The sequence below is a fragment of the Clostridium oryzae genome (genome assembly GCF_002029235.1).
Classification (GTDB): Bacteria; Bacillota; Clostridia; order Clostridiales; family Clostridiaceae; genus Clostridium_AE; species Clostridium_AE oryzae.
Genome location: NZ_MZGV01000060.1, coordinates 1 through 24975, shown reverse-complemented (window position 1 = coordinate 24975; position 24975 = coordinate 1). Strand labels below are relative to the sequence as shown.

Here is a 24975-nt window from a genome sequence, read left to right as displayed (position 1 = left end):
ACTCCAATATTTATTTTTAAAATCCTGATACTTATCTACTAATATTTCTTTTACTGTTATTTTCTTATCTACCATAATACCTATATTTTACACACTTATCCACAACCTTGCAATTACATAGTTTCCTATAGAATAAAAAATGGTTACACCCTATGTCGGCTAGTTCCACTCATTAAGCAATTTCACCGCATCTTTTAGTCAAATTTCCTAATGGCTCATAACTCGGCTGCGCCTCAAACAATTCGCCATCTTAACGGAAATTTGCCTAAAAGACACGGATAATTGCTAAACTCACTCCAAATGCCTCCGTCGGATGTAACCATTTTTAATACCCTGACTCCTAATATTCACAAGATGCTTTTATTATACTGCTTTTATTATACTGCTTCTGTTGCCTTCTTTTCTTAATTCACTAACTTCAAAATATTTTACTGTTTTTTTTTAATCTCTTCGTAAACACGATGTACTATTTTTTCATTTAGTGACCACCTTTTCTCCTATTTAGTGGTGTATCTTAATATCAATTAAAAGTCATCAATAATTAGCAAAAATGACTAATTCCTACAGAGTAAAAAATAAAATGTTGTGGCACTACGGAGATTGATCCGTCCATTAAGCACTTGTAACACAAATTGCTAAATTCACTCTATTTCTCCTTCACGCGACAACATTTCCTATGCCCTAACTCTTGTTATCAGCAAAATGCTTTTTTTAGTTCTCAGAAATTCTGCTAAGCAGAATTTCTTCCTTCACTTTACTCTTTGCTCTTTACTCTTTTCTCATTCCTACTTCTGCTTCCCTATATGCAAAAATCTATAAATTCCTAGACAAACAAAAGTGTGGGACGATAAAATCCCACACTTTTTGCTGTATATTAAACTTCTTTATGAAATCAACAGACTGCAAGCTCCAGCAATAACTACACTATCTGTACTCTTCAGCATCTCCAGGCAAAAGCAATGAATTTTTCTTTATATAATTAACAAGTTCATCTACCTCTGCATATGCTACTGCTACATAAGTATCTGCAGCTCCATAATAAACCGCAATTCTTCCAGTTTCTGCATCATGAAGCGTTGCACAAGGAAAAGCAACATTTGGAACAAATCCTCTAGTTTCATAATCATATTGCGGAGTTAATAGATGATCTCTTGTTCTATAAAGAACCTTGCTTGGATTCTCAAGATCAAGTAAAGCAGCTCCTATGCTGTAGACAAATCCATTACAAGTTCCCGAAACTCCATGGTAGAACAACAACCATCCCTCAGTAGTCTCTATCGGTATAGGACCTGCACCTATTTTTACTGATTGCCACCAAGGACCTCCTTTTGTCATAACTCTTCTATGCTTGCCCCAAAATGTTAAATCAGGACTTTCACTTAAAAATATATCTCCAAATGGAGTGTGTCCACTATCACTTGGTCTGCTAAGCAACAAATAGTTGCCATTTACTTTTTTAGGAAACAATACACCATTTCTGTTAAATGGTATGAATGGGTTTTCCATTCTTGTAAACGTCTTAAAATCCTTAGTACATCCCATTCCGAGAGCAGCACCACCAAAATCAGTACACCATATTATATAAAAAGTATCCTCAATTTTTACAAGCCTTGGATCATATGCATAATTAGTCTGGTAATCTTTTCCTGAAGCATCCTTCCAATGAATTTCTTCATCTTCTATATCCCAATGAAGGCCATCTTTACTTCTTCCAACATGTATCTGAGGAATACCACTTTTATGATCTGCTCTGAATACTCCTATGAAACCATCCTCATAAGGGTATACTGCACTATTGAATATACGGGCACTCTTCTTTGTAGGATTCCAATCTATTATTGGATTTTCAGTATGCCTCCAAAGTACACCCTCATATCCTTCTGGCTTATCTTGCCAAGGCATATTTTTTAGACTACTGCCTATAATTTTAACTTTTGACATTATAATTCCTCCTAGTTTCTATTTTAATTGTAAGTTTTTCTTTATAAGTGCAACTCTCTGCTTTACGCAGTCTACTGATCTAAGTCCATCAGCAGGAGTATTAAACGCATAATCTATTAATCTTTCTACTGTAGTTGTCGCTACATGCAGTCTTGTATCTGAAGAAGCATAATATATATATACCTTTCCATCTTTCTCAATAGCTCCGTTAGTAAAGACTACATTAGAAACATCTCCAACTCTTTCTTCACCGAAAGGTGCTATCAGATATCCACCTGGTGCTGCAATTACCTTTTCAGGATGTTCTAAATCTGTAACGAAAAGATAAATTACATATCTAAGTCCTGCTGCAGTATTTCTAACACCATGAGCTATATGTATCCATCCTTTTTCAGTTTTTATGGGAACTGCTCCTGCTCCATTTTTCGATTCAGTAATGGTATGATATACTCTTGGACTAACTAATATTTCTTCTTCGATGCTTGCATTTTCTATATCATCACATAATCCAAAGCATATTCCACCGCCGCTTCCAGTATCGATGAATCCATCCTGAGGTCTTGTATAAAATGCGTACTTTCCATTTATAAACTCTGGATGAAGTACTACATTACGTTGCTGAGGTGATACCGTCCTAAGATTAGGCAATCTTTCCCATATCTTTAAATCCTTAGTTCTCACTATACCAGCCTTTGCTACTGCTGATGACAAATCTCCTTTTGGTGCTTCTGGATCCTTACTTTCTGAGCAAAATACACCATATATCCATCCATCCTCATGTTTAGTAAGTCTCATATCATATACATTTGTCTCTTCAGGACAGGTATCAGGCAGCTCAACCGGCAAATCCCAAAATCTAAAATTATCTATCCCATTATCACTTTCAGCTACAGCAAAAAACGATTTTCTATCTGCTCCTTCAACTCTAGCTACCAAATAAAATTTTCCATTGAGCTCTACAGCTCCTGAATTAAAAACTCCGTTTATACCCATTCTCTCTATGAACAGAGGATTAGTTTTTTGATCGAGATCATATTTCCAAAATAGGGGTACATGATTTCTTGTGAGTACTGGATATTTATATCTAGTAAATATCCCATTATATTCATCTGAAGGTTCATTCTTTCTTAAAATAAGTGCATTATACTTTTCAAGTTCTCTTTTATACAATTCGTTAAACATATTTACCTATCCTTTCTATCATTTCCATACACATCCTTCCGTTATGATACGGACATTTCCACGGCTCGACTATAGGCTTTCCTGCTACTGGTTTACTATTTTCATCTAACAGCCAGTACCATTCGCTTCCTTCTCTTTTATCAATTAAATAATTTTTAATGTAATTCCACATACTCTCTGAAGCGTCTTTGAATTTAGTGTCACCAGTTTTCTGATAGGCGTTATAAAAGCCAATAACAGCCTCTGCTTGTACCCACCAAACCCTCTTTTTATCAGTCTTGTCATTTACCGTCTCATTGATCATACCTTTAGGTGAATAAGCTTTATCATATATGTTTTGAGCTATCTTCTGAGTATACTCAAATGTGTTTCTAATCAATTCTTTATCTCCGAGCACTTCTGCTGCTCTATCAATCAACCAGGTTGCTTCAATATCATGTCCATATGACTGCATGTCCAGCAATGAATTCCACTTCTTATCAAAAAAAACCTTTAGATAGTGCTTACTATTATCATATATTTTTTCATATACTATTTCTAACAGATAATTAAGCTGTTTTTTTAATCCTTCATCTTTCCATACGTCATAAAGCACAGTATAAGCTTCTAATATATGTAGATGAGTATTCATTGTCTTCTCTGTCATTACCCCGTTTTCGCTTAGCATTTCATTCTCTTTCGTTTTCCATTCTCTAGTAAACTCTTCTGTGTATCCATTCTGATCCTTACAATACTTCTCAATAAGATTGTAAATTTCAATAGCCAGGTTTAAAGCCTCTTTGCTGCCTGTCGCTCTATAATATTGTGTTAATCCATATATAGCAAAGGCTTGACAGTAACTATGCTTTCTAGTATCTAATAAACTTCCATCATAGTCTACCAGCCAATATATTCCTTTATATTCATTATCCCAAAGTTTCGTCTTTAAAAATTCGTAAGCTTGTTGAGCCATTGTTAATGCATCTTTATCTTTATTTAAACAATATAAAGATGATGAAAACCATAGTATCCTTGAATTTAGAATTCCTCCTTTAGGAGATTTCTTATCCAAATTAAGATTATAATCTACATATCCATAATAGCCACCGTATTCTTTGTCCATCATTTTTGACCAGTATCTAGCTATCCTATTAAGTTCTTGTTGCAACTCGTTTACCATGACTCCCATAAAAAATTCCTTTCCTATTAAAATATACATGTTCACGCTACTTCTCGATTTTAACATCTATAAAGTTACCGGTTACTTTATAATTTAATAATACCGTTTACACTTTTACATGTCAATAAGAAAATTAAAAATGATTGCAACCTATGTTGGCATTTCCGTATACTTTTATTTTATTAATTTATCTACAATTGTAAAAAAAACATAAATATTTAAAAACATCGGCTCATCGCCGATGTTCTATTAAATAAACTTAAATTGAAATTCTGCACAGTTTAATTTCTTCCATTACTTTATTCTTTTCTCTTTACTCTTTTATAATTCTCTGTTGGCTTATCATCATTTTAATAAACACTGCCTTAATTGCCTCATAACTAATATTTTCAGAAACAACTTTCTTTATTGGTGACAACTTCTCTACACCATACTCTTCAGCAGCTGCTCTTATCTCTTTTTCCTGTTCTTCAGTAACTATGGAACTAAAATTAACTTTGAGGTCTACATCTCCATTTTCTCTGATATATTTTTCAATATGAGACAGAATAGTACTTTCAGTAAGCTGCCTCTCCTTGGCAACGTCTTCTACAGACATACCTTTTTTTATCAAATCGATGGTTACCTCGTGTGTTTTAATCTTATCACTCTTCCCTTTATTAGGATCATCAAATTCAGTAACTTTACTTGTAACTTTAATATCATTTTCTGTTACATAATGTTGTATTAATTCAATGAATTTTTGCCCGTATCTTTCTAATTTTACTTCACCAACACCGGAAACATTTAATATGCTTACTTGATCTACAGGATATTTTACGCTCATATCCCTTAGCGTATTATCGGAAAACACTAAATATGGAGGTACTCCCTCTTCTTGAGCTATACTTCTTCTTAAATTTCTAAGTAATTCAAATAACTCATTATCAGATGAAATTTTATTTACTCGTTTCATTTCCTTAAACTCAACTTTTACTTGTCCTTTAAGTACTTTTACTGAATTCTCATTCAAAATTACAGTTGGATATTCTCCTTCTTTTAATCCTATAAACCCATGTGAAATTAGCATATTGATAAAATTAGAGAGATTTTCTTTCGAATATTCTTTCATAATTCCATAGGTTGATAATTCATTAAAGCCATACTTTAATATCTTTTTTTGCGCTGAACCTCTTAGCACATCCACTATAGTATTTACTCCAAAATCACGTTTCATCCTATAAATACACGAAAGTACTTTCTGTGCATCAATGGTCCTGTCAACAATCTCACCTTCACTTAAACAGTTGCTGCAATTGCCACAACTTTCATATTCAGTTATCTCGCCAAAATAATTAAGAATATATTTTCTATAGCAGCCATTATGATGAACGAAATCTATCATATTTTGAAGTTTCTTATATTCTCCAACTTTTCTTTCTGTTTTCTGTACACTAGTCTCTATTAAATATTTCTGAGTAATTATATCTTGAGGTGAAAAAAGCAAAATACATTCACTTTTTTCACCGTCTCTTCCAGCTCTGCCTATTTCCTGATAATAACTTTCTATATTCTTTGGCATATTATAATGTATAACAAATCTGACATTAGATTTGTCAATTCCCATACCAAAAGCATTAGTAGCTACGATTACACTGATTTTATCGTACACAAAATCTTCCTGGTTTTTCATTCTCTCGCCGTCTGAAAGACCAGCATGATATCTAGCAGCAGCTACACCTGCTTCTACCAGCTTTTCATATATACGATCAGTATCTTTTCTTGTAGCAGCATATATTATGCCTGATTGATCAGAATTTTCCTTTACATAATTAATTATGTAGTTTAACCTATTTTCTATTTTTAACACATTAATTTTAATATTTTCTCTATCAAAACCAGATATAAAAACTTTAGGAGTTCTTAATCCTATAAGGTTTATTATATCCAGTCTTACCTTGTCAGTAGCCGTAGCTGTAAAAGCATTCACATATGGTCTATGCTTCAACTTATTTATAAATTTTCCTATATACCTATAACTAGTCCTAAAATCATGTCCCCATTGTGACACACAATGAGCCTCATCTACAGCTACTTGACTTATGTCAAGCTCGCTCATCACAGCACAAAAGCTTTCTGACTCTAGTCTTTCAGGTGCCAAGTACAATATCTTTATTTCACCAGCTGTCAGTCTTTCCATCACAGCTGTCATTTCTCTATTATTAAGTGAACTGTTTATATAATCAGCATTTATACCAAGATTTTTAATGCTGTCAACTTGATCCTTCATTAATGATATCAATGGAGAAATCACTATTGTAATACCAGGAAATATTAAAGCTGGTACTTGATAGCATATCGATTTTCCTCCACCAGTTGGCATTATTGCTACAGTGTCTATCCCAGAAAGAATACTTTCAACAACTTGTTCTTGCGCCTTTCTAAAGCTTTTATATCCAAAATAGTGCTGTAAAGTATTAATAGCTTTTTCTATCATTAAATTAAACTCCTCTTTTCATATGAAAATATATATTAAGTTTTAAATATATTAAAAAACTCATAGCAATAGTGTACAAAATATACTATGTAAAAATCAAGCTTAACGGCTTTTCATTATAAAGTTCTATCCAATTTTCCAAAACATAAACTTAATATATAAAAATATTATATCATTATATATAAGTTCTAATAAAGTTCTTACATTGTGACTTCTAAAATATCACTGCTAAGTAGGTTCGACCCTAGGATCTTTTAGGAGTCAGAATGTATTAGAACTTTAGAAACTTATATATTATTGTGAATTTAACTTCGATATAACATCAGCTGTCTCTTTAGAGGGATAATAAATCTTGTCTTTAGCCTTATTGCCTATTGCAAATACAGAAAACCCCATAAACCATTTCTGGCTGAATGTCTCAGTGTAAGCTCTAAAACACCTAGCCTGCTCATTGCCATTTTCAATTGCTGAAACCTCTGCATTCCAAGGCTCTTTAGCTGCATAATCTCTTCTCGGAAATCCTAATTCTCCAAAAAATATTGGTTTGTTATAAACATTATGAAGCTGTTTAACTTCATTAACTATATTTTGTTTCCTATTGTATATACTTGAAGCATATAAATCTTTTTTCAATTCATTTACTGAATTTGTTTTTTTACCAGACAGTTCAAAATAAGCAGCTATTGATATAAAGTCTACTTTTGCAAATATTTTATTATTAAGCTTCCGCTTAAAATTCCACTTTGAATTACTATCCCATTGTGCCGTATACCACCAATTTGTCTTATATGTTATAAGTCCATTATAGTTTTGTCTTGCATAGCTGTACACCTCCAGCCATTTACTCTCATACTTTTCCAACTTATCGAAATTTGATGCTATGCAAATGGCATTTACTTTATAAGGTACCGCTATTTTTTTTATAATTTCTCTAATAACAACATTCTTCCAATTATTAAAAAATTTATCTACGCTCTTGGGATTATATTTTGTCTCATATGCAGTGCCGTTTTCTATCCATGGATACGGCTCCAGTATTACATTAATGTTGTTTGAAGTTAATTTTTTAATTATGTTTTCAGCTTTCTTTAGACTTTCGTTGTTTAAACGCATGTCTGCTGAGTTAATATTTGCTATATCTACCCTGACGGGAACATTTACAGTATTTAATTTAAGTCTGGCAATATCATTAACAGCTTCAGCATTATTATAATCTACAGATAAATTCCCGCACTTTATTTTTGAAGAAAAATCTCTCTGCAGCAATCTGCTATCAAGTTTTATATTTTTAATATTGGAAGAAAGCTTGTTAACTTTATAATTTGAACATGCTGTAAACAAAAATAATACACATGTTAAAATAATTATATTTTTTTTACTTAACTTTATAATAATGCATGATCTCATTACTTACTCCTTCTATATCTTCTGTATGGCTTATTCTTAGCATAACTTCCATTTCTTTTATATTTTTTCATGTACATGAGCATAGAAAATATGAGCATTATAATTATAGCTCCACAAGCTATAATGAACATTTTTATACTAGTTCCACTAAAGTTTATCTTTTTTATCAGTGCCGAACTTTTAGAGCTCTTTAAAATAAAATAGTGGTTAGTCTTGTCTCCCCATCTGTTTACTAACGTCGCATTTCCTATGATTTTACTGTTATAAACAAAATCAGTAAAGTATCGAGAAACATTTGGGATGTGCTCTTGCTTTGGAGCAGTAATCACTAAAATGTTTCGCTGCTTATTAAAGGATGATGGTATAAGCTGAGCTGAAGCTAGATTTTTAGAAAAATGCATTAACAGTGTTCTCTTCTCATTAGATAGAAAATAGTCTAATTCTTTACTATATTTAAAAAACATATTTTTATTTATCAGCTTTATTATTTTATTTTCTTTCGGAGAGCCAACTAAAATTATATTGCCATTATTATTTTTTTTTGAAAAACTACTAGCCTTAATAACTGTTACTTTTCCCCTATTATCCTTTATATAACTCCCCAAAAACGCAAACATATCAGATAAAATCTTCATGTTCTGTTGTCTTTCATTATCTGCTATGACTATAGTTACATCATTAAACCTTTCATCCTTTATGAATGGCCAAGGATAATTTTCAAACACAATTGAGTTATTATCCTTCGTTGGCAAGTATATAGCTGAATCCTTCTTAATAAAAGCCCATGGAGTTTCTCCTCTATTTACAGTACATTTTAAATCTTCCATTTGCAAATTAAAAACAATTTTCAGTTCTGCATAGCTGCCTTTGAACACATTGCTTGAAACATTCAGATTTAAAGAATCATCATTTCCATCTTTCCTTTCAAGCTTCTTACTGCCTATCGGTGTATCATTTACATATACAGATACAAGTGACCTAGTAAAGTCAAGATTTTTTGAATACCTAAATTTTAAATTTATCATTGCTCCCTGTCTCACACTTTTATTATTAGGTATGCTTATTCCTATGATTGCTTCTTGTTTATTGGGTCCCTTCATATATACTCCATCGCTATAGCCTAAATCTGAAAATGTTCTTTTATTTTTTATACTAGTAGCTTTATTATTAACATTTAGTTTTCCATTTATAACATAACTATTGCTATCTACTTGTCCAAACAAATTGCTGTTTTGAAAAAATTTTGCAGCATTAATTAGTATATCATCATTTCTATTCGCTACGATGCCCATTATTTTATTATTACTATTATATGGTGAATCAGCTCTAAAAACAAAAACTCCTTTAAGTTTATCCTTTTGTTTAAATTTAGATATTACTTCATTTATCTCCCTAGGAATATCTGCTGATTTTCCAATAAATATTATGTTTTTATTCTTTCTCAATTTCTTATTAAAATCTGAATACTTCACTATATCTGTGTCTATTTTTTCATTATCTATATTTTCCCCTAGGCTGGCTGATATCAATAAAGCAGCAGCTATCTCATTTTCATCCGGATTATTGGGTAGTAAAATCACCGTATTTTGTCCAACTGCTTTTTCACTTGTTTTTACAAACGGGTAAGGATATTCAGAAATACTATCTGATGGTTTTCTTTCACTAAATTCCAAATGCAGGTAGGAGGAGCTTTTAATTAAAATCCAATTAGCATTATTTATGTTATCCTCGCATTTTTCATCTGAAATTCTTCTGTAGCTTTGTATTTCCAGTTCATTTGTTCCTTTTTTTAAATAGTGCGTATTTAGATTAAATCTAACATCATTCTCTTCTTCGTCATATTTGCTTAATTTAATCGAATGTACTGGTTTACCATTAAGATACACCGTTAGTGTAGAAAGTTTTTCGTTAATTATTTTACTTTGTGTTAGATTAAGTGACAGACTAATTTTTTTAACTTTCCAGTATTTATCTACTTTAAAATATATTCTATCCTCCCCAAACACTCCTTTAAAATTTATATTCTTGTTAAAGCTGTAATTTTTCGTAATAATACTATTGCTATAAGCATGGACTTTTTTATCAACGGCATATGTTTTCAAGCTTTTCTGAAAAAACATCATTCCAATAGATAGAAATACAATCAATATAGCCATCAAAGCTTTTTTTACTTTTATCATTCGTTTCACCTTTAAAACCTTTCTGTCTTATACCATTTTACCTCAGCACCCATTATTCCATCTCTAATATACTGAAATATACCTTTTACTGCTACTACAAGCCAAAGCTGACAATATGTAAAATACATCACAGCTACCAGCAGTACATTTCTAGAATTGCTCTCTCCTTTTTCCATACTAAGCGCAATGGATATTTGAAGTATAAATATGATATAGGCCATAAACCATAATAGAAGTGTGTTACCCGCAACTGAGAGTCTTATATCTGTAAATACACCTATAATAAAGATGATATCTGACACCAATGTAGACGATAGAAAGAAAAAATAGACAGCAGAAAAATATAATAAATCAAATCTAATGTGCTTCGATTTTTGTGAAAATAATAATTTAAAATTTTTTAGCAGTACATATACATTACCTTTAACCCATCTGCTTCTCTGCTTCATCCAAACGTTAATACTTTCAGGTTCCTGTTCCCAGGTTACTGCTAAGGGCATAAACTTGATTTTATACCCTTTCCTATATAGCCTAAAACTTATTTCTGTATCTTCTGCTATAGCTTTTGTATCCCATCCCCCTATTTCGTGAATAAGTGCTTTTCTAATTATGTAGTTCGTCCCCGGAATGGTACACAGATTAAAAAGCTGCCATCTGCCTGCTTGAACCATCCATTGAAACCCTAAAGTTTCTATATTTATAAATTTAGTCAGTAGATTTCTATTTTTATTTCTTGTTCTGAACTTACCAATTACAGCTCCTAAATTATCATCCTTGCAAATAGTATTTACAAGAATTCTTAATGCAGCCTTCTCTGGTGTATTGTCTGCATCATAAACAACAATAAATTCACCATTGCTATTTTGAAAGCCTATATTTAATGCATTTGATTTTCCCTTGCCCCCATTTTCTTCTGTGGTATTTATTATTATAATATTGGAATCACTGTATTCTCTTTGTATGTTTTCAAGTATTTCTTTTGTGTTATCCGACGAATTATCATTTATAACAATAAGTTCCATCCGTTCCTTTGGGTAACTCATATTTAATATAGATGTAATTGTTTTTCCTATTACCTTTTCTTCATTATGAGCTGGAACAAGAATGGATACCATAGGGTAATTATCCAATCTGTCGACATCAGTGAACTTAATCGTCTTAAAATAGTAAATATAACCACCTATAGTCAATAATATATTAGTGAAAAGCATAATCCATATAGATGTTATTGAAAACAAAAATAGATAATCGATTGCCTGTAAATGTTCAGCCACGTCATCACCTCATATGTTTTTTTCTATCTATCCTTTTTCCAAGAGTAAATGCCATAACAAACATGAATATAAAAATAGCTACTAATGAAATCACAAAAGTTAAACTTTCTTTTATCCTTGCATTAAAGTTTGAAAGTTTTTTTTCTGTATCAGGTAGTTTATTCTCATAAGCATGCTTTGTTATAGCCTCATCTTTCTTTAATCCATTTATTAACAAATCACCTTGATAAGCTTTAATAGATAAGCCATCAAATTTAATCCGGCCATTAACTTGCCTTAAATCAAGAAAGTTGTAATCATCTTTAATATATTTATTTATAGACGCTTTGAATTCATTAAAGCTTTTTTCTTCAGTTACTTGTAAAACAACTTTATCTTCTTCACTGATAGCTTTGTAGCTGTCAATGGAATTAATATATTTCCCACGCCAAAGATATTTTTCCACTGCCTGCTTGAAACATTTCCCGGAACTGCCATTACTAATAAATGTAGAAAAATGTTTATATACATTAAACATGCTATCATCGAAAAGAACGTCTTGAGAAGCTGAAAATGCCACAGGATATATTTTATTTGCAGCATATACTTTTATCGATGTTTCAATTAATTTTTCTGGAACCATTCTTTCAGAATTACTATCTGGTGCATTTCCTGATATTTCCTGACTCCATTCATCACGTATGTTCCAGCCAACTAAATTTCCAATAACAGTTGTAGCATTTCCTTTTTCTTGCTCATCTACTATAAGTTTAATGAATCTATTCATTTGTTTCGTATCATAATTCGTAAATATAGGTGTTAGTTGAATAATATATGGCATACCTTTGTAATCAAGCCATTTCATTTTTAACCTTAGTTTATCTAAGTCGCAAAGCGGGCTCACATCATTTAATTGCAGATAAACTCCCCTATCATCCACTATATCCTGCTTTTTTAAAATTCTCGCCAAAATGTCTTTAGCCAGCAAATAGCTATTAGGCTCAATGCTGTAAAATGAAATTATCCATAACTTTCCACTATTAATCGCATAAGGATAATCAATACCATTTTCAGAAAAAGAACCATAGCTCATATATTTTGCCTGCTTACCTCTGACTATTTTGGTTATGTTGCTTTCGTTTTGAATAAATAAACTTCTAGTTTTATCTTCTCCATAAAACTTATATTTTATTTCTCCTATATCTGCAGTGGTGCCTTCAATAGTTATTCCTTTAAACAGAGCCAGCTGACTATATTTCTCTGCACCAGCTCCGACAAATATTATATTACCGTTGTATTTTTCAAGATCTTTAGCTAATTCCTGATTTTGCTGAGCTTGAGGACTGTTTATAAATATTACAACATAATCTGAGTCTTTTAAAAATTCATGCTTATAATTATTAATCTCTATATTTCGTAATAAAGAACAATTAGTTCTAATTAAAGCATATAGATTTGAAAGTTCTTTCGTTACATTATCCCTATCACCTTCTACGTCATAAAGCATAAGTACATTATTATGACTAACATTGGGGTAAGCTAAAACATTAATGAAATCTAAGTAGATAAAAAGAAAGGTTAATAACACACTCATTGTCAATGTGCTGGTTTGCCTATAAAATTTCCTATACATCATATTCCATGTCCTTCTCGGCCGCTTTCCTTAATGCCATTGCGCTACTTACTTCTTCATCATCATATTGAGCTATTCCTATTTTTAATTCAATCTTTATATTTATGACTTTATTAGAGTTTCTAAGGTTAAAATTTTTAGAGCTTTCCCTTATTCTGGACTTGACTATCTGTGCACCTTTTATATCAGTGAATAATAAAATTGCAAATGTTTTCCCGTCTTCTAATACATAACTGCAATCTTCTATTCTTGTACTTTCTACAAGTTTATGTCCAACTTCTCTTAATACTTCCTCTATTCCCTCATTTCCTGCTATATTTTTAATATCTTCAAAATACATCAATTTTACTAACAATAGCGTCAGTGGAAGTTTAGTTCGTTTTGATAAGTTTATATATTGATTCAGTACTGTAAAAAAAACTTGCACATTACCTAGTCCAGTTTTAGGATCTACAGTTACATAGCTAGAATAGTCTTTCTTCAGCTTTTCATTTTCATACTGAATACTCCTTATATAAGCACCTACCAATGCTGATAGGATTGTAAGCAGCGGTAATAGCATCAGCCACACATATACATGGTAATCTATAACTTTACCTTGAATGACATTCTGATATAGAACATAGCTTCCATAAAAAAATATAGAAATAACAGAAGCTGAAAGTCCAACAATTATTCCGGAAAAATAGGCTAGTAGAATTAGAGCAAACGTCAAACTAAGCATCAATAGATTTTCGAAATAATATTGTTTTGAAAACATGCTGAAAATATTTATTGCAATATACATTACCAATACCATCACTATGGCTAAAATATCTATTCTCCTAGATTCCAATGCAAGCACCTACCTTTTTTTCAATATAAATCTCTGGTATATATAGCTAAAAATGAAAATTACCTGACTAATGAGCATACAATCAAAGCACACATTAAAAAGAAATAAGTGTTTTGAAATGTCTGCATCTCCAGCTCCTAAAAATGATATTCCGAATTGCATTATTCCAATAACTCCCACTATGGCCAATATCTCAATTATCATTTTTAATCTTAAATCTTTTTTAATAAAACCCTCTATATACGCTTTCATAAGCATTCCATAAAAGGAAGCATAGAAAAACAAGATAAATTTAAAATTTCTTGGGAATAATCTGCATTTAATGCTGCTCCATGCTGTAAAAAAATAAGTTTTGCCACCATACTTATTACCGTAAGCTTTCTCATAATTTCCGATTGCATCAGGTCTTATAATAAAACTGTTTTTAGCTGCCATATTCAATTTTCCACTCAATTTGTCTATGTGAGTAAGATAATATTTTATAATCGAAAAGTAACTTAAATTTTTATAAAACTCTTCGTTCATTCTTTTAGATTCAGGGTTCTCTATGAAGTATTTATCATAGTATGTAGTTCCATTAAGAATAGTAAATTTTTTATTTAATCCAAGAGCTTCAGTATCTTTTTCTTGATCAGAGGACTCTGACAATATTCCTCTTGTATAAGCATGATACTTGTTAATATGTGATATATTTTGAGTAATTAATGCATAAGTGCATATTGACGCTACAACTATGACTGCCGTACCTGCTGCAACAATTAATTTCCACAGTTTGCTTTTTCTTAAAGTTAAAATTCTTGTGTTTAGAATAAGCAATAATATTATTGTTGGTGTATTTTGCTGCTTAGCCGTAATAAATATTGTACTGACAATAGTGTAAAAAATAAACAGTTTCAGCCTCGGACTGTTTTCATCACTAATTTTAAAAACGATGCCTAACATCAAGAAGAAAAATACATATGAAGCAGGCTCTCCATAAAATGAATTAAAATACGCTAAATAGCCAATGTCTCCAAATATGAATATAGTCAATGAAACCATTACAAGTAAAACTGGCTTTTTTACAATCTTTGAAAAAAAGTTCATAATCATAAAAAAAGCTAATATAAAAAAGCTGAAATACAATATAGCAAGTACCCTCAAATCAAAAATTTTTCCACTGATAAATATTTTATTAATAAATAGTGCTATTTTTATTAATATAAAAAGTGAAGATATAAATACATCGTTGGATTCATACAAATATTGCCTTATTCCATATAATCTATTAAAATATCCAAAATGTCTATCTTTATAGTTATCTGATAAATAATACAATCCTGCATTATTTATTTCTCTAAAAAAATCGCCGTTATCTGCCATACCTATTAATGGTTTTATAAAAAGTACTCTTAATGCTATAAAAGATAAAATAATACAACTAATAATGACTATAGTTCTTTCGCTAATATTTATTTTTTTATTCATAAATGCTTCCCCGTATTTAATCAAAAAATAACAACCAGTATTTAACTGGTTGTTGGTCGGTTGCACTACTAACTCCAGATTTTCATAGTGCCCAATAATGAAAATCCTTCATAATTTCCAACTATATTAAATAAATTTGAAAATATATGTTTAAAATGTACATCATACCATGTAATTATACAATATATTTCAATTTAAAACAATATTTATTCAAATTTAAATAAATGTCGGCTACTAAATTCTGCTATTTTTATGCAGTTTTAAAGCACTTTTCTTCAAGCATTCACCTGTAGGGGTAGCTGCTAACCCGCCCATTGCTGTTTCTTTCAAACTACACGACATCTCTTTTCCAACTTTATTCATAGCCGAAACCGCATCATCAAATGGAATTTTACTTTTAACACCACTCATAACTAAATCAGCTGTAGTGAGGCTAAGTACTGTACCTGCTATATTCCTTTTTGCACAAGGTATCTCTACTAGACCAGCTATAGGATCACATACTAAACCCAAAACATTTTTTATTACTATCGAGGCTGCATCCAATGCCATTCCGACACTGCCTCCCATCATTTCGACAACTGCAGCTGCTGCCATAGCTGCTGCTGACCCGCATTCTGCTTGGCATCCTCCTTCAGCACCAGATATACTAGCATTTTGTGCTATTAATATCCCTACACCTGAAGCTGTAAATAATGCTTGAACTAAGCTTTCATCAGATTTATTTAACTTCTCTCCGGCAGATATAATTGCAGCAGGAAGTATGCCGCAGGAACCAGCTGTAGGTGCTGCAACAATTTTACCCATTGCTGCATTTACTTCACTGCAGGATAACGCTCTCGCCATAGCTTTAGTAATAAAATCACCGCAAAGTGATAGTCCGCTCTTAGAATAATCCGATATTTTTACTGCATCTCCGCCAATAAGGCCGCTGACAGATATAACTTCATTCTCCATTCCATGATTAGATGATATTTTCATAATCTCAAGATTTTTTTTCATTTGCTCAAATATAGTTTTTTCATCATAACCTCTCTTCATTTCACTTTCAACTGTATACTGCCATATCTTTATATTTCTGCTTTCACATATAGCTTTTAATTCTTGTCCTGAACTAACAAACAATTCTAAGCTCCTTTCTTCGTAGAATTAATAACTCTAATACTTTCTACATTTCCTGTTTTATGTATTTTTTCAACAGCCCATTCTGGCACAAGAGTGTCCGTCTCAAATACCATAATAGCAATTTCTCCTTTTGCTTTCCTAAGCACTTTGAGAAAAGCAATATTAACATTAGCTTCTGAGATTATAGCACTTATCTTTGATATCATGCCTGGGATATCTCGATGTTTTATTATAAGAGTAGGATACTCTCCATTAAATTCTACCTTTTCTCCATCTACTTCACTTATCTGAATGCTTCCTCCACCAATAGATGATCCCATAACTTCAACGGTCTTTCCTGTTGCTGTCGTCATTATTACTTTTACAGTATTAGGATGAACATCACCCAAATCGCTTTTAGTAAATACTACCTCAATTCCTATCTCTTTTGCTATAGTAAGTGCATCTTTAAGTCTCTCATCCCATGGATCAAATCCCAATATTCCAGCAGTAAGAGCTCTGTCTGTTCCATGCCCTATATAGGTACTGCTAAATGAACCATGCAATAGAAATTCTACCTTTTTAATTGGCTCACCAGCCACTGCGGCGGCTACTTTACCAAGTCTCGCAGCTCCTGCCGTATGAGAACTTGATGGACCAATCATAATAGGTCCTATTATATCAAACACACCATATTCTTTCATAAAGATATCTCCTAGTTCTATAGTTATACTCTTAAGCACAGTACTTCACAGCTTAACTTATTTAAGTAATATCCTTGAAACATTTGATATGTTACAGATATAAGTTAAGCATATAAGTGCTTGCTTATTCTTAGTTTCATAATTCTAATCTACTTTTATACTTAACCTATTATATATATTGAAAAAACTTTTTCAAGTATAAATTTACAAATATAATGAAATGTTGTGGCACTACGGAGATTAATCCGTTCATTAAGCACTTGTAACACAAATTTTATTCAAAATTCCTAAAAAGAATAAATAAGGAACGTACACAGATTTGTTTACGCAAATCTACGCACGCTCCCTAATTTCATACAAAATAAATGTTGTAATTCTATAAGTTTAGTAAGCAGTAATTTCAATAGTCATAAATATCTCTTTCATCAACTCTTCTACAGTTCTTTTTTTTGTTTATTTTTGACTTTTTTTCTCTAGTATGAATAATTTGTTTTTCTTTTTTTAGTGCAAATTCTGTTTCTTTTTTTAGCTTAATATAATTGTTCCACCTAGCTTTAGAAATAATGCCTAGCTCCAAGGCTTCTTGCACAGCACACCCCGGTTCATTATTATGAGTACAATTAGTGAATTTACACTTACTAGCTAGACTTTCTACATCATAAAATGTATTGTCAATTCCACCTTCAGACGTCCACATTCCAAGTTCTCTCATTCCCGGTGTATCTATTACCATGGTTCCATTATTCATCATTATGAGTTGTCTATGTGTTGTAGTATGTCTGCCTTTACTGTCATCTTCACGTATTTCGCTTACTTTCATTATCTCTTCACCAGCTACTGCATTTACTAACGAGGATTTTCCAACCCCCGATGATCCAAGAAATACTACAGTAGTTTTAGGTTTTATATATTGTTTTAATTCCTCTATCCCTTCACCAGTATGTGAACTAACAGCAATTATAGGTACATCTAAAATAGTATGTCTTAAAGAATCCCTAACTGCAGCTACATCTTCACACAGATCAGCTTTGGTTAACACAATAATGGGAATTCCTCCGCTTTCCCAAGCCATAGTTAGATACCGATCAATCCTTTTAGCATTCAAGTCATAATTTAGCGAAGTCATAATAAACACATAGTCAAAATTTGATGCTAATATCTGCTCTATTCCATTAAACGAGTCTATTCTAGAAAACTTGCTTTTCCTTTTTAACACTTCATAAATTACGTCACTACCTGATGGATTATAATTTACTAATACAAAATCCCCTATTACAGGATAATCAGCATAAGCTGCTTCATTATAAAACTTACTTCCCTTAAGCAGAGCTGTTCGCTCTCCAAATTTAGTCATAATCTTATACTGCTCTCTATGAGCCTCAATAATTCTAGCTGCCATAAGCTTTTCACTAGAGCTGCCCATGCTGTTGACTTGTTTTTTATAAAACTCATTATAACCATAACTCTCCATATTATTAATCATTTTATTCCTCCTCAAAATTTTATACTGCAAAATTTATCAGAAGCCTAAATACAACATTGATTAATTTTTCGAGAATATTGTCCTACTAACTGTTATAAGAAAAAATATAACATTACAATCTATAAGTAATTTTTTGCGCAAAAAAGCATGACCTATCAAAGTCATGCTTTTAATTCACAATTAACAAATATGAATGTAATTTTATATACAGCATACAGTACTGAAAGGCAATATTCACGCAAAATCACGGTTCAATTACTTAACCGCTTCTTGCTTATATTCTGTTTTAGACTTCTTTCACCTCAATATAATCTGTCATAAAACATCTCTCCTTTCAAATACATCTTAACAAGATCATACCAAAAACATGATAATATGTCAATTACTATCCTATTAGTGTAATGCTCTTTATATATAGTCAAGCTTATAGGATAAAGCAGCTGCAGCATAGCTAATTTTCTGTTTACTAAATACTTATAATATTCGTTTGCACACTATATATCTATCCTTATTGCCATACATTTTCTTTTCTTTTTTAATACTGTAACCTAATTTAATAACATTACTTAAACTATATTTATTCATTGGGGATACTGTAGCACATATATATTTAAATCCTAAATTTTTCGCCTTACTTTCTATTAATTTTCCTATTTGTTCCTGAAGATTATTTCCCCTAAATTCTGGTGAAACAGCAACTGTATCATAATGAATAACTTTTAATAATTCATCGCCTGATATACCTATTTCTAATCCAAGATTGCACTTGTCACTGCCTGGAATTACAACTATAAAGTAAGCCGCTAACACTTTCTTTAAAAATACTCCGTAAATGTATTCCTTATACTGTCTCCCCTCTGTTGAAGCTGATTCGTCTGCTGCTTCAAATATTTCCTTGCTTCCAATGCTCGCTAATATTATCTGCTGAAGATTTTTTATTTCTTCAAAGCTGCATAGTTTGATTTCAACTTTTTCATTATTTATATAAATATTTTCAATTACCATTTTTATCATAACCACCTTATTAAATATATTCATAAATAAATTATATAACAATAAATATCACTTATATACATATATATTATTATTTTTATAGGATTAATAATAAAAATGTATTGACATTAACATATACTTATTATAAAATAAGTATCAATAACTGAATAATAATTTACTCTTATCAAGAGTGGTGGAGGGACTGGCCCTATGAAACCCGGCAACCGGTATTCTCATGTGAATACAGCGGTGCCAATTCCTACAATGTAGACGTTGATAGATGAGAGAGGTCGCTTTGTTTTCATACCCTCTTTCATTTGAAAGAGGGTTTTTTTATTTGTCATCTATCGGTCTTACTTTATATAACAAAGGGGGCATTTGCTTAATTTCGTAAAACCTACTAAACAGATATAAAAAATAATATTTTAGGAGAGATTAGAATGAGTGAAAGAAAATTAAGTTTTGAAACATTACAAGTTCATGCAGGACAGGAGCCTGATCCTACTACAGGTTCAAGAGCAGTACCTATATATCAGACTTCTTCTTATGTATTTAAAAACGCTGATCATGCTGCCAATTTGTTTCAATTAAAAGAGCCAGGCAATGTATATTCAAGAATTATGAATCCAACTACAGATGTTTTTGAAAAAAGAGTTGCTGAACTTGAAGACGGCGTAGCAGGACTAGCTACTTCTTCTGGGTTAGCTGCTATAACATATGCTATATTAAATGTAGCTAATTCAGGAGATGATATAGTTGCAGCTGCTACACTATACGGTGGTACCTACGAGCTGTTTGGTGTTACACTTAAAAAATTAGGTATCAATGTAATATTCGTAGATCCTGATGATCCTGAAAATTTCAGAAAAGCTATTACTCCAAAAACAAAAGCCATATATGGTGAAACTATAGGAAATCCTAGAATAAATGTACTTGATATAGAAGCTGTAGCAAAAATAGCTCATGAAAATAAAATACCTCTTATAATTGACAATACCTTCGGTACACCTTACCTAGTTAGACCGATTGAGTTTGGGGCTGATGTAGTTGTACATTCCGCAACAAAATTTATAGGCGGGCACGGAACTTCAATAGGTGGAATAATTGTAGATGGAGGTAAATTTGATTGGGCAGGAAGTGGAAAATTCCCTGATTTCACAACTCCGGACAAGAGCTACAATGGACTAGTATATGCTGATTTAGGAGCACCAGCTTTTGCATTAAAAGCAAGAGTACAGCTTCTTAGAAATACAGGAGCTACATTAAGTCCTCAAAATGCTTTTTATTTTCTACAAGGTCTTGAATCTCTATCCTTAAGAGTAGAAAGACACGTAGCTAACACAAGAAAAATCGTTGACTTCTTAAGCACGCATCCAAAAGTTGCATGGGTAAACTATCCAGAACTAGAGAACAGTCCTTATAAGGATTTAGCAAAAAAATATTTACCAAAAGGTGCTGGCTCAATATTTACTTTTGGCATAAAAGGCGGCTTAGAAGCAGGAAAAAGATTTATAAATAGTGTAGAAATCTTCTCACTTCTTGCCAATGTTGCCGATGCAAAATCACTAGTAATACATCCAGCAAGTACAACACATGCAGAGTTGACTCCAGAGGAGCAGGTAGCTGCCGGCGTTACACCAGATCTTATTAGGCTTTCAATTGGTGTTGAAGGCGTTGATGACTTAATATATGATCTAAATCAAGCTTTGGCAAAAGCATAATATATTTGTTTCACAATAATATGATTTAAATAACAATCAGAAATAGAAAATAATTAAAGATTCTAATTCAAAGGTATCGTATATAATCAATATTTATGGCGAATAAAGAGCTGATAGATAACATCTGTCAGCTCTTTGTTTTTCACTTTATCATTTTCTTATTTAATAGATTCCCTAGTAGCTTTCCATCTCGCATTGAAATTATTCATAATAGTGCTAAAGCTCGCTTTTCCAGTAAGTGCAGCATTAATTATTTTAGTTTCAGCTTCTCCTGTGTTTAAGCCAATACCAGATTTTTTCTCTATATCATCCCATAATGTTTCTTTTCCAACAGGAGCAGGCATCTGTTCTAGAAATTCAACATCCGCGTCTTTAAATACCTGAAAAAACTTAGGTAGCTTTTTTCCTTTAACAGTAGATATACTGTAGTTTTGTTCACTATATTTAGAGTCATTTACAAACCAATAAAGCCAAGCTTTTGCAGCTTTTTTATTTTTACTATTTTTATTTATTGCAATATAATTGTCTCCAGTAATCTCAGTATATTGTTTTCCGCCAGGTGCAGCCGGAAATGGCATATATGTAATTGATTCAACATCCTCAGTTAGTGCCTTAACCTGCCGCATCAATGAAGAACCTACAACCATAGAACCTATCTTTCCATCTGCTATCAATTGTTTTGATTTCTCCCAATCTGTTGATGTCATGTCCTTTTCCACTAACTTTTGCCTAACTGCCTCATATAATATATTATAAACTTCATAAAACGGCTTTCCTTTTGAAAAAGGTGTATTCTCTTCTATCATCTCATTTTTCCAATTTCTTTCTCCTGTTATAGCTATACAATTTTTTTTCCACTCAGTTAACAAAGATTTAGATGCAAAATTAGTATATAGAGGTGTTGCTTTGCCTTTCTTCTTTATCTTTCTTAGATCATTCAAAAATTCATCGGTACTTATAGGATATGTGGTTACACCAGCATCTTCCCAAACATTTTTATTAATAAGTATCCCTCGTATATTGGCCACGGCAGGAATGCCATAACATTTACCATTATAAGACGCATCATAAAGGAATCTGTATTTTTTTCCGACATCGACTTGATTACCCAATGACTGAAAAAAAGCAGGTAACTGCTCCTTGCCTATATTAGGTATCAATAGTACATCTCCATAGTCTTTAGCATTTAATCGAATTTTCATCGCTGTATCATAATCAGAAACACCCTCAAATTCCACTTTTACTTTAGGATATTTCTTATTAAACTCTGGTAAATATTTTTTTTTAAACTCAGAATCACCTATGTCTACACGTTGAGTTATAACCGTTATTTTTCCTTGTACTTTCTCGTTTTTTTTCTTTGGAACGATAGAATTCTTACAGCCACTTAGAACAGTTAGCATCGCAATCCAACTGATGATCCCTATTACTAACCTTTTATTCTTCAGTATCATCATCTTCATCATATTCATCCCAAATATCCATAAATCCAGTATATGTTTGTATATTATTAGAAGTAGATAGCTTTTGTTGAATCGTCAATTTAGATATAGTCTTTCTCAGTATTACAATACCTAGAGCAAGTAATCCTAGCAGCAGTGTGTAAATTAAATATATCATTTCACTACACTCCCTTTATTGTTTATGTCTTTATATTATCAGACAATTATATTATTTATATTAAGTATGTGTAAAATTTAGGTTTATTATTCAGATATTTATATATCCTTGATTATTAGATTTTTACCCTGTTTTCTGATATAATTACTATGTTATATGAATTTAAGGAGGTTATTAATATGGAGAAAATAGCTAGTTTTACTATCAATCATTTAAAATTAAAACCAGGTATCTACGTATCAAGAAAAGATTCCGTAGGTGACAATATTATTACAACTTTTGATCTTAGAATAACTACTCCAAATCTGGAGCCAGTATTGAATACTGCTGAAATGCATGCAATAGAACATTTAGGTGCAACTTTTCTTAGAAATCACAAAACATATTCGTCCAAAACTATTTATTTTGGGCCAATGGGATGCAGAACAGGCTTTTATCTTCTCTTATCAGGAGATTACAAATCAAAAGATATAGCTGATCTTGTAATTGAAATGTTCAGATTTATCTCCGAATATGAAGGAGACATACCAGGTGCTTCAGCTAAAGACTGTGGAAATTATCTTGATATGAATCTTCCTATGGCAAAATATGTAGCTAAAAAGTATTTAAATGAAGTACTTCTTAAACTCGATGAAAGTACATTAAATTATCCAGAATAAAAAATGGTTACACCTTATGTCGGCTAATTCCGCTGCGTTAAGCAATTTCACCGCATCTTTTAGTCAAATTTCCTAATGGCTCATAACTCGGCTGCGCCTCAAACAATTCGCCATCTTAACGGAAATTTGCCTAAAAGACACGGATAATTGCTAAACTCACTCCAAATGCCTCCGTCGGATGTAACCATTTTTAATGCCCTAACTCTTAATATTAACAAAATACTTTTATTTTATTAATTCTATTACCTTTCTATCTTAATTCACTAACTTCAAAATATATTACTGTCTCTTTTTAACTTCTTCGTAAACACGCTGTACCGTTTTTTTATTTAGCAATCACCTTTTCTCCTATTTAGTGGTGTATCTTAATATTAATTTAGAGTTATCCACAATTGGCAAAATACATAATTTCCTAAAGAGTAAACTAAGGAGTGAGTGACCTCCGTCGGCTAGAAAATGCCTTCTATGGTCACTCACCCCTTCAGCCGACTCTATGCATTTACAAAATACTTTTTTATTGAGCCAATTTGGCAGCTTCTAATACCTCTTCATAGTTAGGATAGTCAGTTATTTCCGTAAGATAGTTTGCATATACAATCTTATTATCGCTTCCAACTACAAATGCCGTTCTAGCCAAAAGACCTAACTCCTTTACATATGTTCCTGTAGCATTTCCGAATTCTCTGTCTTTATAATCTGAAAGAGTTACAACATTCTTAATTCCTTCACTTCCACACCATCTGCTTTGAGCAAATGGAAGATCCATAGATATAGTATAAACAGTGACTCCTGATATTTCACTAGCTTTCTTATTAAATGTTTTTACTTCAAGATCACAAACAGGAGTATCAACAGATGGTACAGTTAAAAATATTCTTACTCCCTTCGTATCACCCAATGTAACCTGTTCCATAGAGTTATTTGTTACAGTGAATTCTGGGAACTGATCTCCTACCTTTAATTGTTTTCCTACTAATGTAACTTTATTTCCTTGAAATTTTACTTCCATAATTATCAGTCTATCTATGTTTATAAATATTGATAGACTATTTCGCCTCCTTATTAATATTTATTAATATTTTTCCTATTTTTATTTTATATCTGTAAATTATTATAATAATATAAGATAAATCAAAGGAAGGAAGAAATACAAAATGT

The 24975-nt window shown here is 31.7% G+C and carries 19 protein-coding genes and 2 riboswitches; of the genes, 2 read left to right on the top strand and 17 right to left on the bottom strand.

All coding sequences use genetic code 11. From position 1 onward, the window contains the following. Positions 1 to 924 precede the first annotated feature (924 nt). From CLORY_RS18450 to CLORY_RS18385, 14 genes are all read right to left on the bottom strand, one after another. Positions 925 to 1941, bottom strand: a complete 1017-nt coding sequence (locus CLORY_RS18450; RefSeq protein WP_079427233.1) for a glycoside hydrolase family 130 protein — start codon at positions 1939 to 1941, stop codon at positions 925 to 927. Positions 1942 to 1959: 18 nt separating this feature from the next. Continuing rightward, complete coding sequence (locus tag CLORY_RS18445) at positions 1960 to 3123, bottom strand: glycoside hydrolase family 130 protein (RefSeq protein WP_079427231.1); 1164 nt, start codon at positions 3121 to 3123, stop codon at positions 1960 to 1962. Next, the gene (locus CLORY_RS18440) at positions 3116 to 4321 is read right to left on the bottom strand and encodes an AGE family epimerase/isomerase (RefSeq protein ID WP_242954451.1); all 1206 of its coding nucleotides are present in this window, start codon (positions 4319 to 4321) and stop codon (positions 3116 to 3118) included. Before CLORY_RS18440 ends, CLORY_RS18445 begins: the two co-directional genes overlap by 8 nt. 274 nt (positions 4322 to 4595) lie before the next feature. Continuing rightward, positions 4596 to 6758 carry a DNA helicase RecQ gene (recQ, locus tag CLORY_RS18435; RefSeq protein WP_139376088.1) on the bottom strand — a complete coding sequence of 721 codons (2163 nt, stop codon included), beginning with the start codon at positions 6756 to 6758 and terminating at the stop codon, positions 4596 to 4598. A 294-nt stretch (positions 6759 to 7052) separates the two neighbouring features. Beyond that, a complete protein-coding gene (locus CLORY_RS18430; protein WP_079427229.1) occupies positions 7053 to 8165 on the bottom strand; it encodes a glycoside hydrolase family 113 in 1113 nt (370 codons plus the stop codon). Continuing rightward, positions 8165 to 10345, bottom strand: a complete 2181-nt coding sequence (locus CLORY_RS18425; protein ID WP_079427227.1) for a cellulose biosynthesis cyclic di-GMP-binding regulatory protein BcsB — start codon at positions 10343 to 10345, stop codon at positions 8165 to 8167. The genes CLORY_RS18430 and CLORY_RS18425 overlap by 1 nt, the downstream gene beginning before the upstream one ends. Before the next feature lie 11 nt (positions 10346 to 10356). Beyond that, complete coding sequence (locus CLORY_RS18420) at positions 10357 to 11556, bottom strand: glycosyltransferase family 2 protein (protein ID WP_079427236.1); 1200 nt, start codon at positions 11554 to 11556, stop codon at positions 10357 to 10359. A 67-nt stretch (positions 11557 to 11623) separates the two neighbouring features. Continuing rightward, positions 11624 to 13234, bottom strand: coding sequence for a hypothetical protein (locus CLORY_RS18415; protein WP_079427225.1), 1611 nt, complete (start codon positions 13232 to 13234; stop codon positions 11624 to 11626). Then, entirely contained in the window at positions 13224 to 14066 is an 843-nt protein-coding gene (locus CLORY_RS18410; RefSeq protein ID WP_079427223.1) for a GGDEF domain-containing protein, read from the bottom strand. The genes CLORY_RS18415 and CLORY_RS18410 overlap by 11 nt, the downstream gene beginning before the upstream one ends. 9 nt (positions 14067 to 14075) lie before the next feature. After that, positions 14076 to 15533 carry a glycan biosynthesis hexose transferase WsfD gene (gene wsfD / locus CLORY_RS18405; protein WP_079427221.1) on the bottom strand — a complete coding sequence of 486 codons (1458 nt, stop codon included), beginning with the start codon at positions 15531 to 15533 and terminating at the stop codon, positions 14076 to 14078. Between the two features lie 45 nt (positions 15534 to 15578). After that, a riboswitch (cyclic di-GMP riboswitch) is annotated at positions 15579 to 15661 on the bottom strand. A 106-nt stretch (positions 15662 to 15767) separates the two neighbouring features. After that, positions 15768 to 16658, bottom strand: coding sequence for an L-serine ammonia-lyase, iron-sulfur-dependent, subunit alpha (gene sdaAA, locus CLORY_RS18400; protein WP_079427219.1), 891 nt, complete (start codon positions 16656 to 16658; stop codon positions 15768 to 15770). A 2-nt stretch (positions 16659 to 16660) separates the two neighbouring features. Next, on the bottom strand, positions 16661 to 17341 hold the full coding sequence (sdaAB, locus tag CLORY_RS18395) for an L-serine ammonia-lyase, iron-sulfur-dependent subunit beta (RefSeq protein WP_079427217.1): 681 nt from the start codon (positions 17339 to 17341) through the stop codon (positions 16661 to 16663). A 400-nt stretch (positions 17342 to 17741) separates the two neighbouring features. Beyond that, positions 17742 to 18824, bottom strand: coding sequence for a ribosome small subunit-dependent GTPase A (gene rsgA, locus CLORY_RS18390; RefSeq protein WP_079427215.1), 1083 nt, complete (start codon positions 18822 to 18824; stop codon positions 17742 to 17744). Between the two features lie 474 nt (positions 18825 to 19298). Beyond that, on the bottom strand, positions 19299 to 19829 hold the full coding sequence (locus tag CLORY_RS18385; protein WP_079427213.1) for an N-acetyltransferase: 531 nt from the start codon (positions 19827 to 19829) through the stop codon (positions 19299 to 19301). A gap of 166 nt (positions 19830 to 19995) precedes the next feature. Further along, a riboswitch (SAM riboswitch) is annotated at positions 19996 to 20104 on the top strand. A 153-nt stretch (positions 20105 to 20257) separates the two neighbouring features. Between CLORY_RS18385 and CLORY_RS18380 the strand changes: the two genes are divergently transcribed. Continuing rightward, positions 20258 to 21538 carry an O-acetylhomoserine aminocarboxypropyltransferase/cysteine synthase family protein gene (locus CLORY_RS18380; RefSeq protein WP_079427211.1) on the top strand — a complete coding sequence of 427 codons (1281 nt, stop codon included), beginning with the start codon at positions 20258 to 20260 and terminating at the stop codon, positions 21536 to 21538. Positions 21539 to 21696: 158 nt separating this feature from the next. On the opposite strand, the gene CLORY_RS18375 is transcribed toward CLORY_RS18380, so the two are convergent. Both CLORY_RS18375 and CLORY_RS18370 read right to left on the bottom strand, forming a co-directional pair. Then, entirely contained in the window at positions 21697 to 23001 is a 1305-nt protein-coding gene (locus tag CLORY_RS18375) for an ABC transporter substrate-binding protein (protein WP_169911677.1), read from the bottom strand. Beyond that, positions 22976 to 23158, bottom strand: a complete 183-nt coding sequence (locus tag CLORY_RS18370; protein WP_079427207.1) for a hypothetical protein — start codon at positions 23156 to 23158, stop codon at positions 22976 to 22978. The genes CLORY_RS18375 and CLORY_RS18370 overlap by 26 nt, the downstream gene beginning before the upstream one ends. A 179-nt stretch (positions 23159 to 23337) precedes the next feature. On the opposite strand from CLORY_RS18370, the gene CLORY_RS18365 reads away from it, so the two are divergent. Further along, positions 23338 to 23817: an S-ribosylhomocysteine lyase gene (locus CLORY_RS18365; protein WP_079427205.1), complete on the top strand. Its 480-nt coding sequence runs from the start codon at positions 23338 to 23340 to the stop codon at positions 23815 to 23817. 514 nt (positions 23818 to 24331) lie between these two features. Here CLORY_RS18365 and tpx read toward each other — a convergent pair. Further along, positions 24332 to 24826 carry a thiol peroxidase gene (tpx, locus tag CLORY_RS18360; RefSeq protein WP_079427203.1) on the bottom strand — a complete coding sequence of 165 codons (495 nt, stop codon included), beginning with the start codon at positions 24824 to 24826 and terminating at the stop codon, positions 24332 to 24334. Between the last annotated feature and the right edge of the window lie 149 nt (positions 24827 to 24975).

Excerpts from the sequence above, each read along its gene's own strand:
- CLORY_RS18450 (WP_079427233.1), bottom strand. The coding sequence starts at position 1,941 with ATGTCAAAAGTTAAAATTATAGGCAGTAGTCTAAAAAATATGCCTTGG.
- CLORY_RS18445 (WP_079427231.1), bottom strand. The coding sequence starts at position 3,123 with ATGTTTAACGAATTGTATAAAAGAGAACTTGAAAAGTATAATGCACTT.
- CLORY_RS18440 (WP_242954451.1), bottom strand. The coding sequence starts at position 4,321 with ATGTATATTTTAATAGGAAAGGAATTTTTTATGGGAGTCATGGTAAAC.
- recQ (WP_139376088.1), bottom strand. The coding sequence starts at position 6,758 with ATGATAGAAAAAGCTATTAATACTTTACAGCACTATTTTGGATATAAA.
- CLORY_RS18430 (WP_079427229.1), bottom strand. The coding sequence starts at position 8,165 with ATGAGATCATGCATTATTATAAAGTTAAGTAAAAAAAATATAATTATT.
- CLORY_RS18425 (WP_079427227.1), bottom strand. The coding sequence starts at position 10,345 with ATGATAAAAGTAAAAAAAGCTTTGATGGCTATATTGATTGTATTTCTA.
- CLORY_RS18420 (WP_079427236.1), bottom strand. The coding sequence starts at position 11,556 with ATGCTTTTCACTAATATATTATTGACTATAGGTGGTTATATTTACTAT.
- CLORY_RS18415 (WP_079427225.1), bottom strand. The coding sequence starts at position 13,234 with ATGATGTATAGGAAATTTTATAGGCAAACCAGCACATTGACAATGAGT.
- wsfD (WP_079427221.1), bottom strand. The coding sequence starts at position 15,533 with ATGAATAAAAAAATAAATATTAGCGAAAGAACTATAGTCATTATTAGT.
- sdaAB (WP_079427217.1), bottom strand. The coding sequence starts at position 17,341 with ATGAAAGAATATGGTGTGTTTGATATAATAGGACCTATTATGATTGGT.
- rsgA (WP_079427215.1), bottom strand. The coding sequence starts at position 18,824 with ATGATTAATAATATGGAGAGTTATGGTTATAATGAGTTTTATAAAAAA.
- CLORY_RS18385 (WP_079427213.1), bottom strand. The coding sequence starts at position 19,829 with ATGGTAATTGAAAATATTTATATAAATAATGAAAAAGTTGAAATCAAA.
- CLORY_RS18380 (WP_079427211.1), top strand. The coding sequence starts at position 20,258 with ATGAGTGAAAGAAAATTAAGTTTTGAAACATTACAAGTTCATGCAGGA.
- CLORY_RS18375 (WP_169911677.1), bottom strand. The coding sequence starts at position 23,001 with ATGAAGATGATGATACTGAAGAATAAAAGGTTAGTAATAGGGATCATC.
- CLORY_RS18370 (WP_079427207.1), bottom strand. The coding sequence starts at position 23,158 with ATGATATATTTAATTTACACACTGCTGCTAGGATTACTTGCTCTAGGT.
- CLORY_RS18365 (WP_079427205.1), top strand. The coding sequence starts at position 23,338 with ATGGAGAAAATAGCTAGTTTTACTATCAATCATTTAAAATTAAAACCA.
- tpx (WP_079427203.1), bottom strand. The coding sequence starts at position 24,826 with ATGGAAGTAAAATTTCAAGGAAATAAAGTTACATTAGTAGGAAAACAA.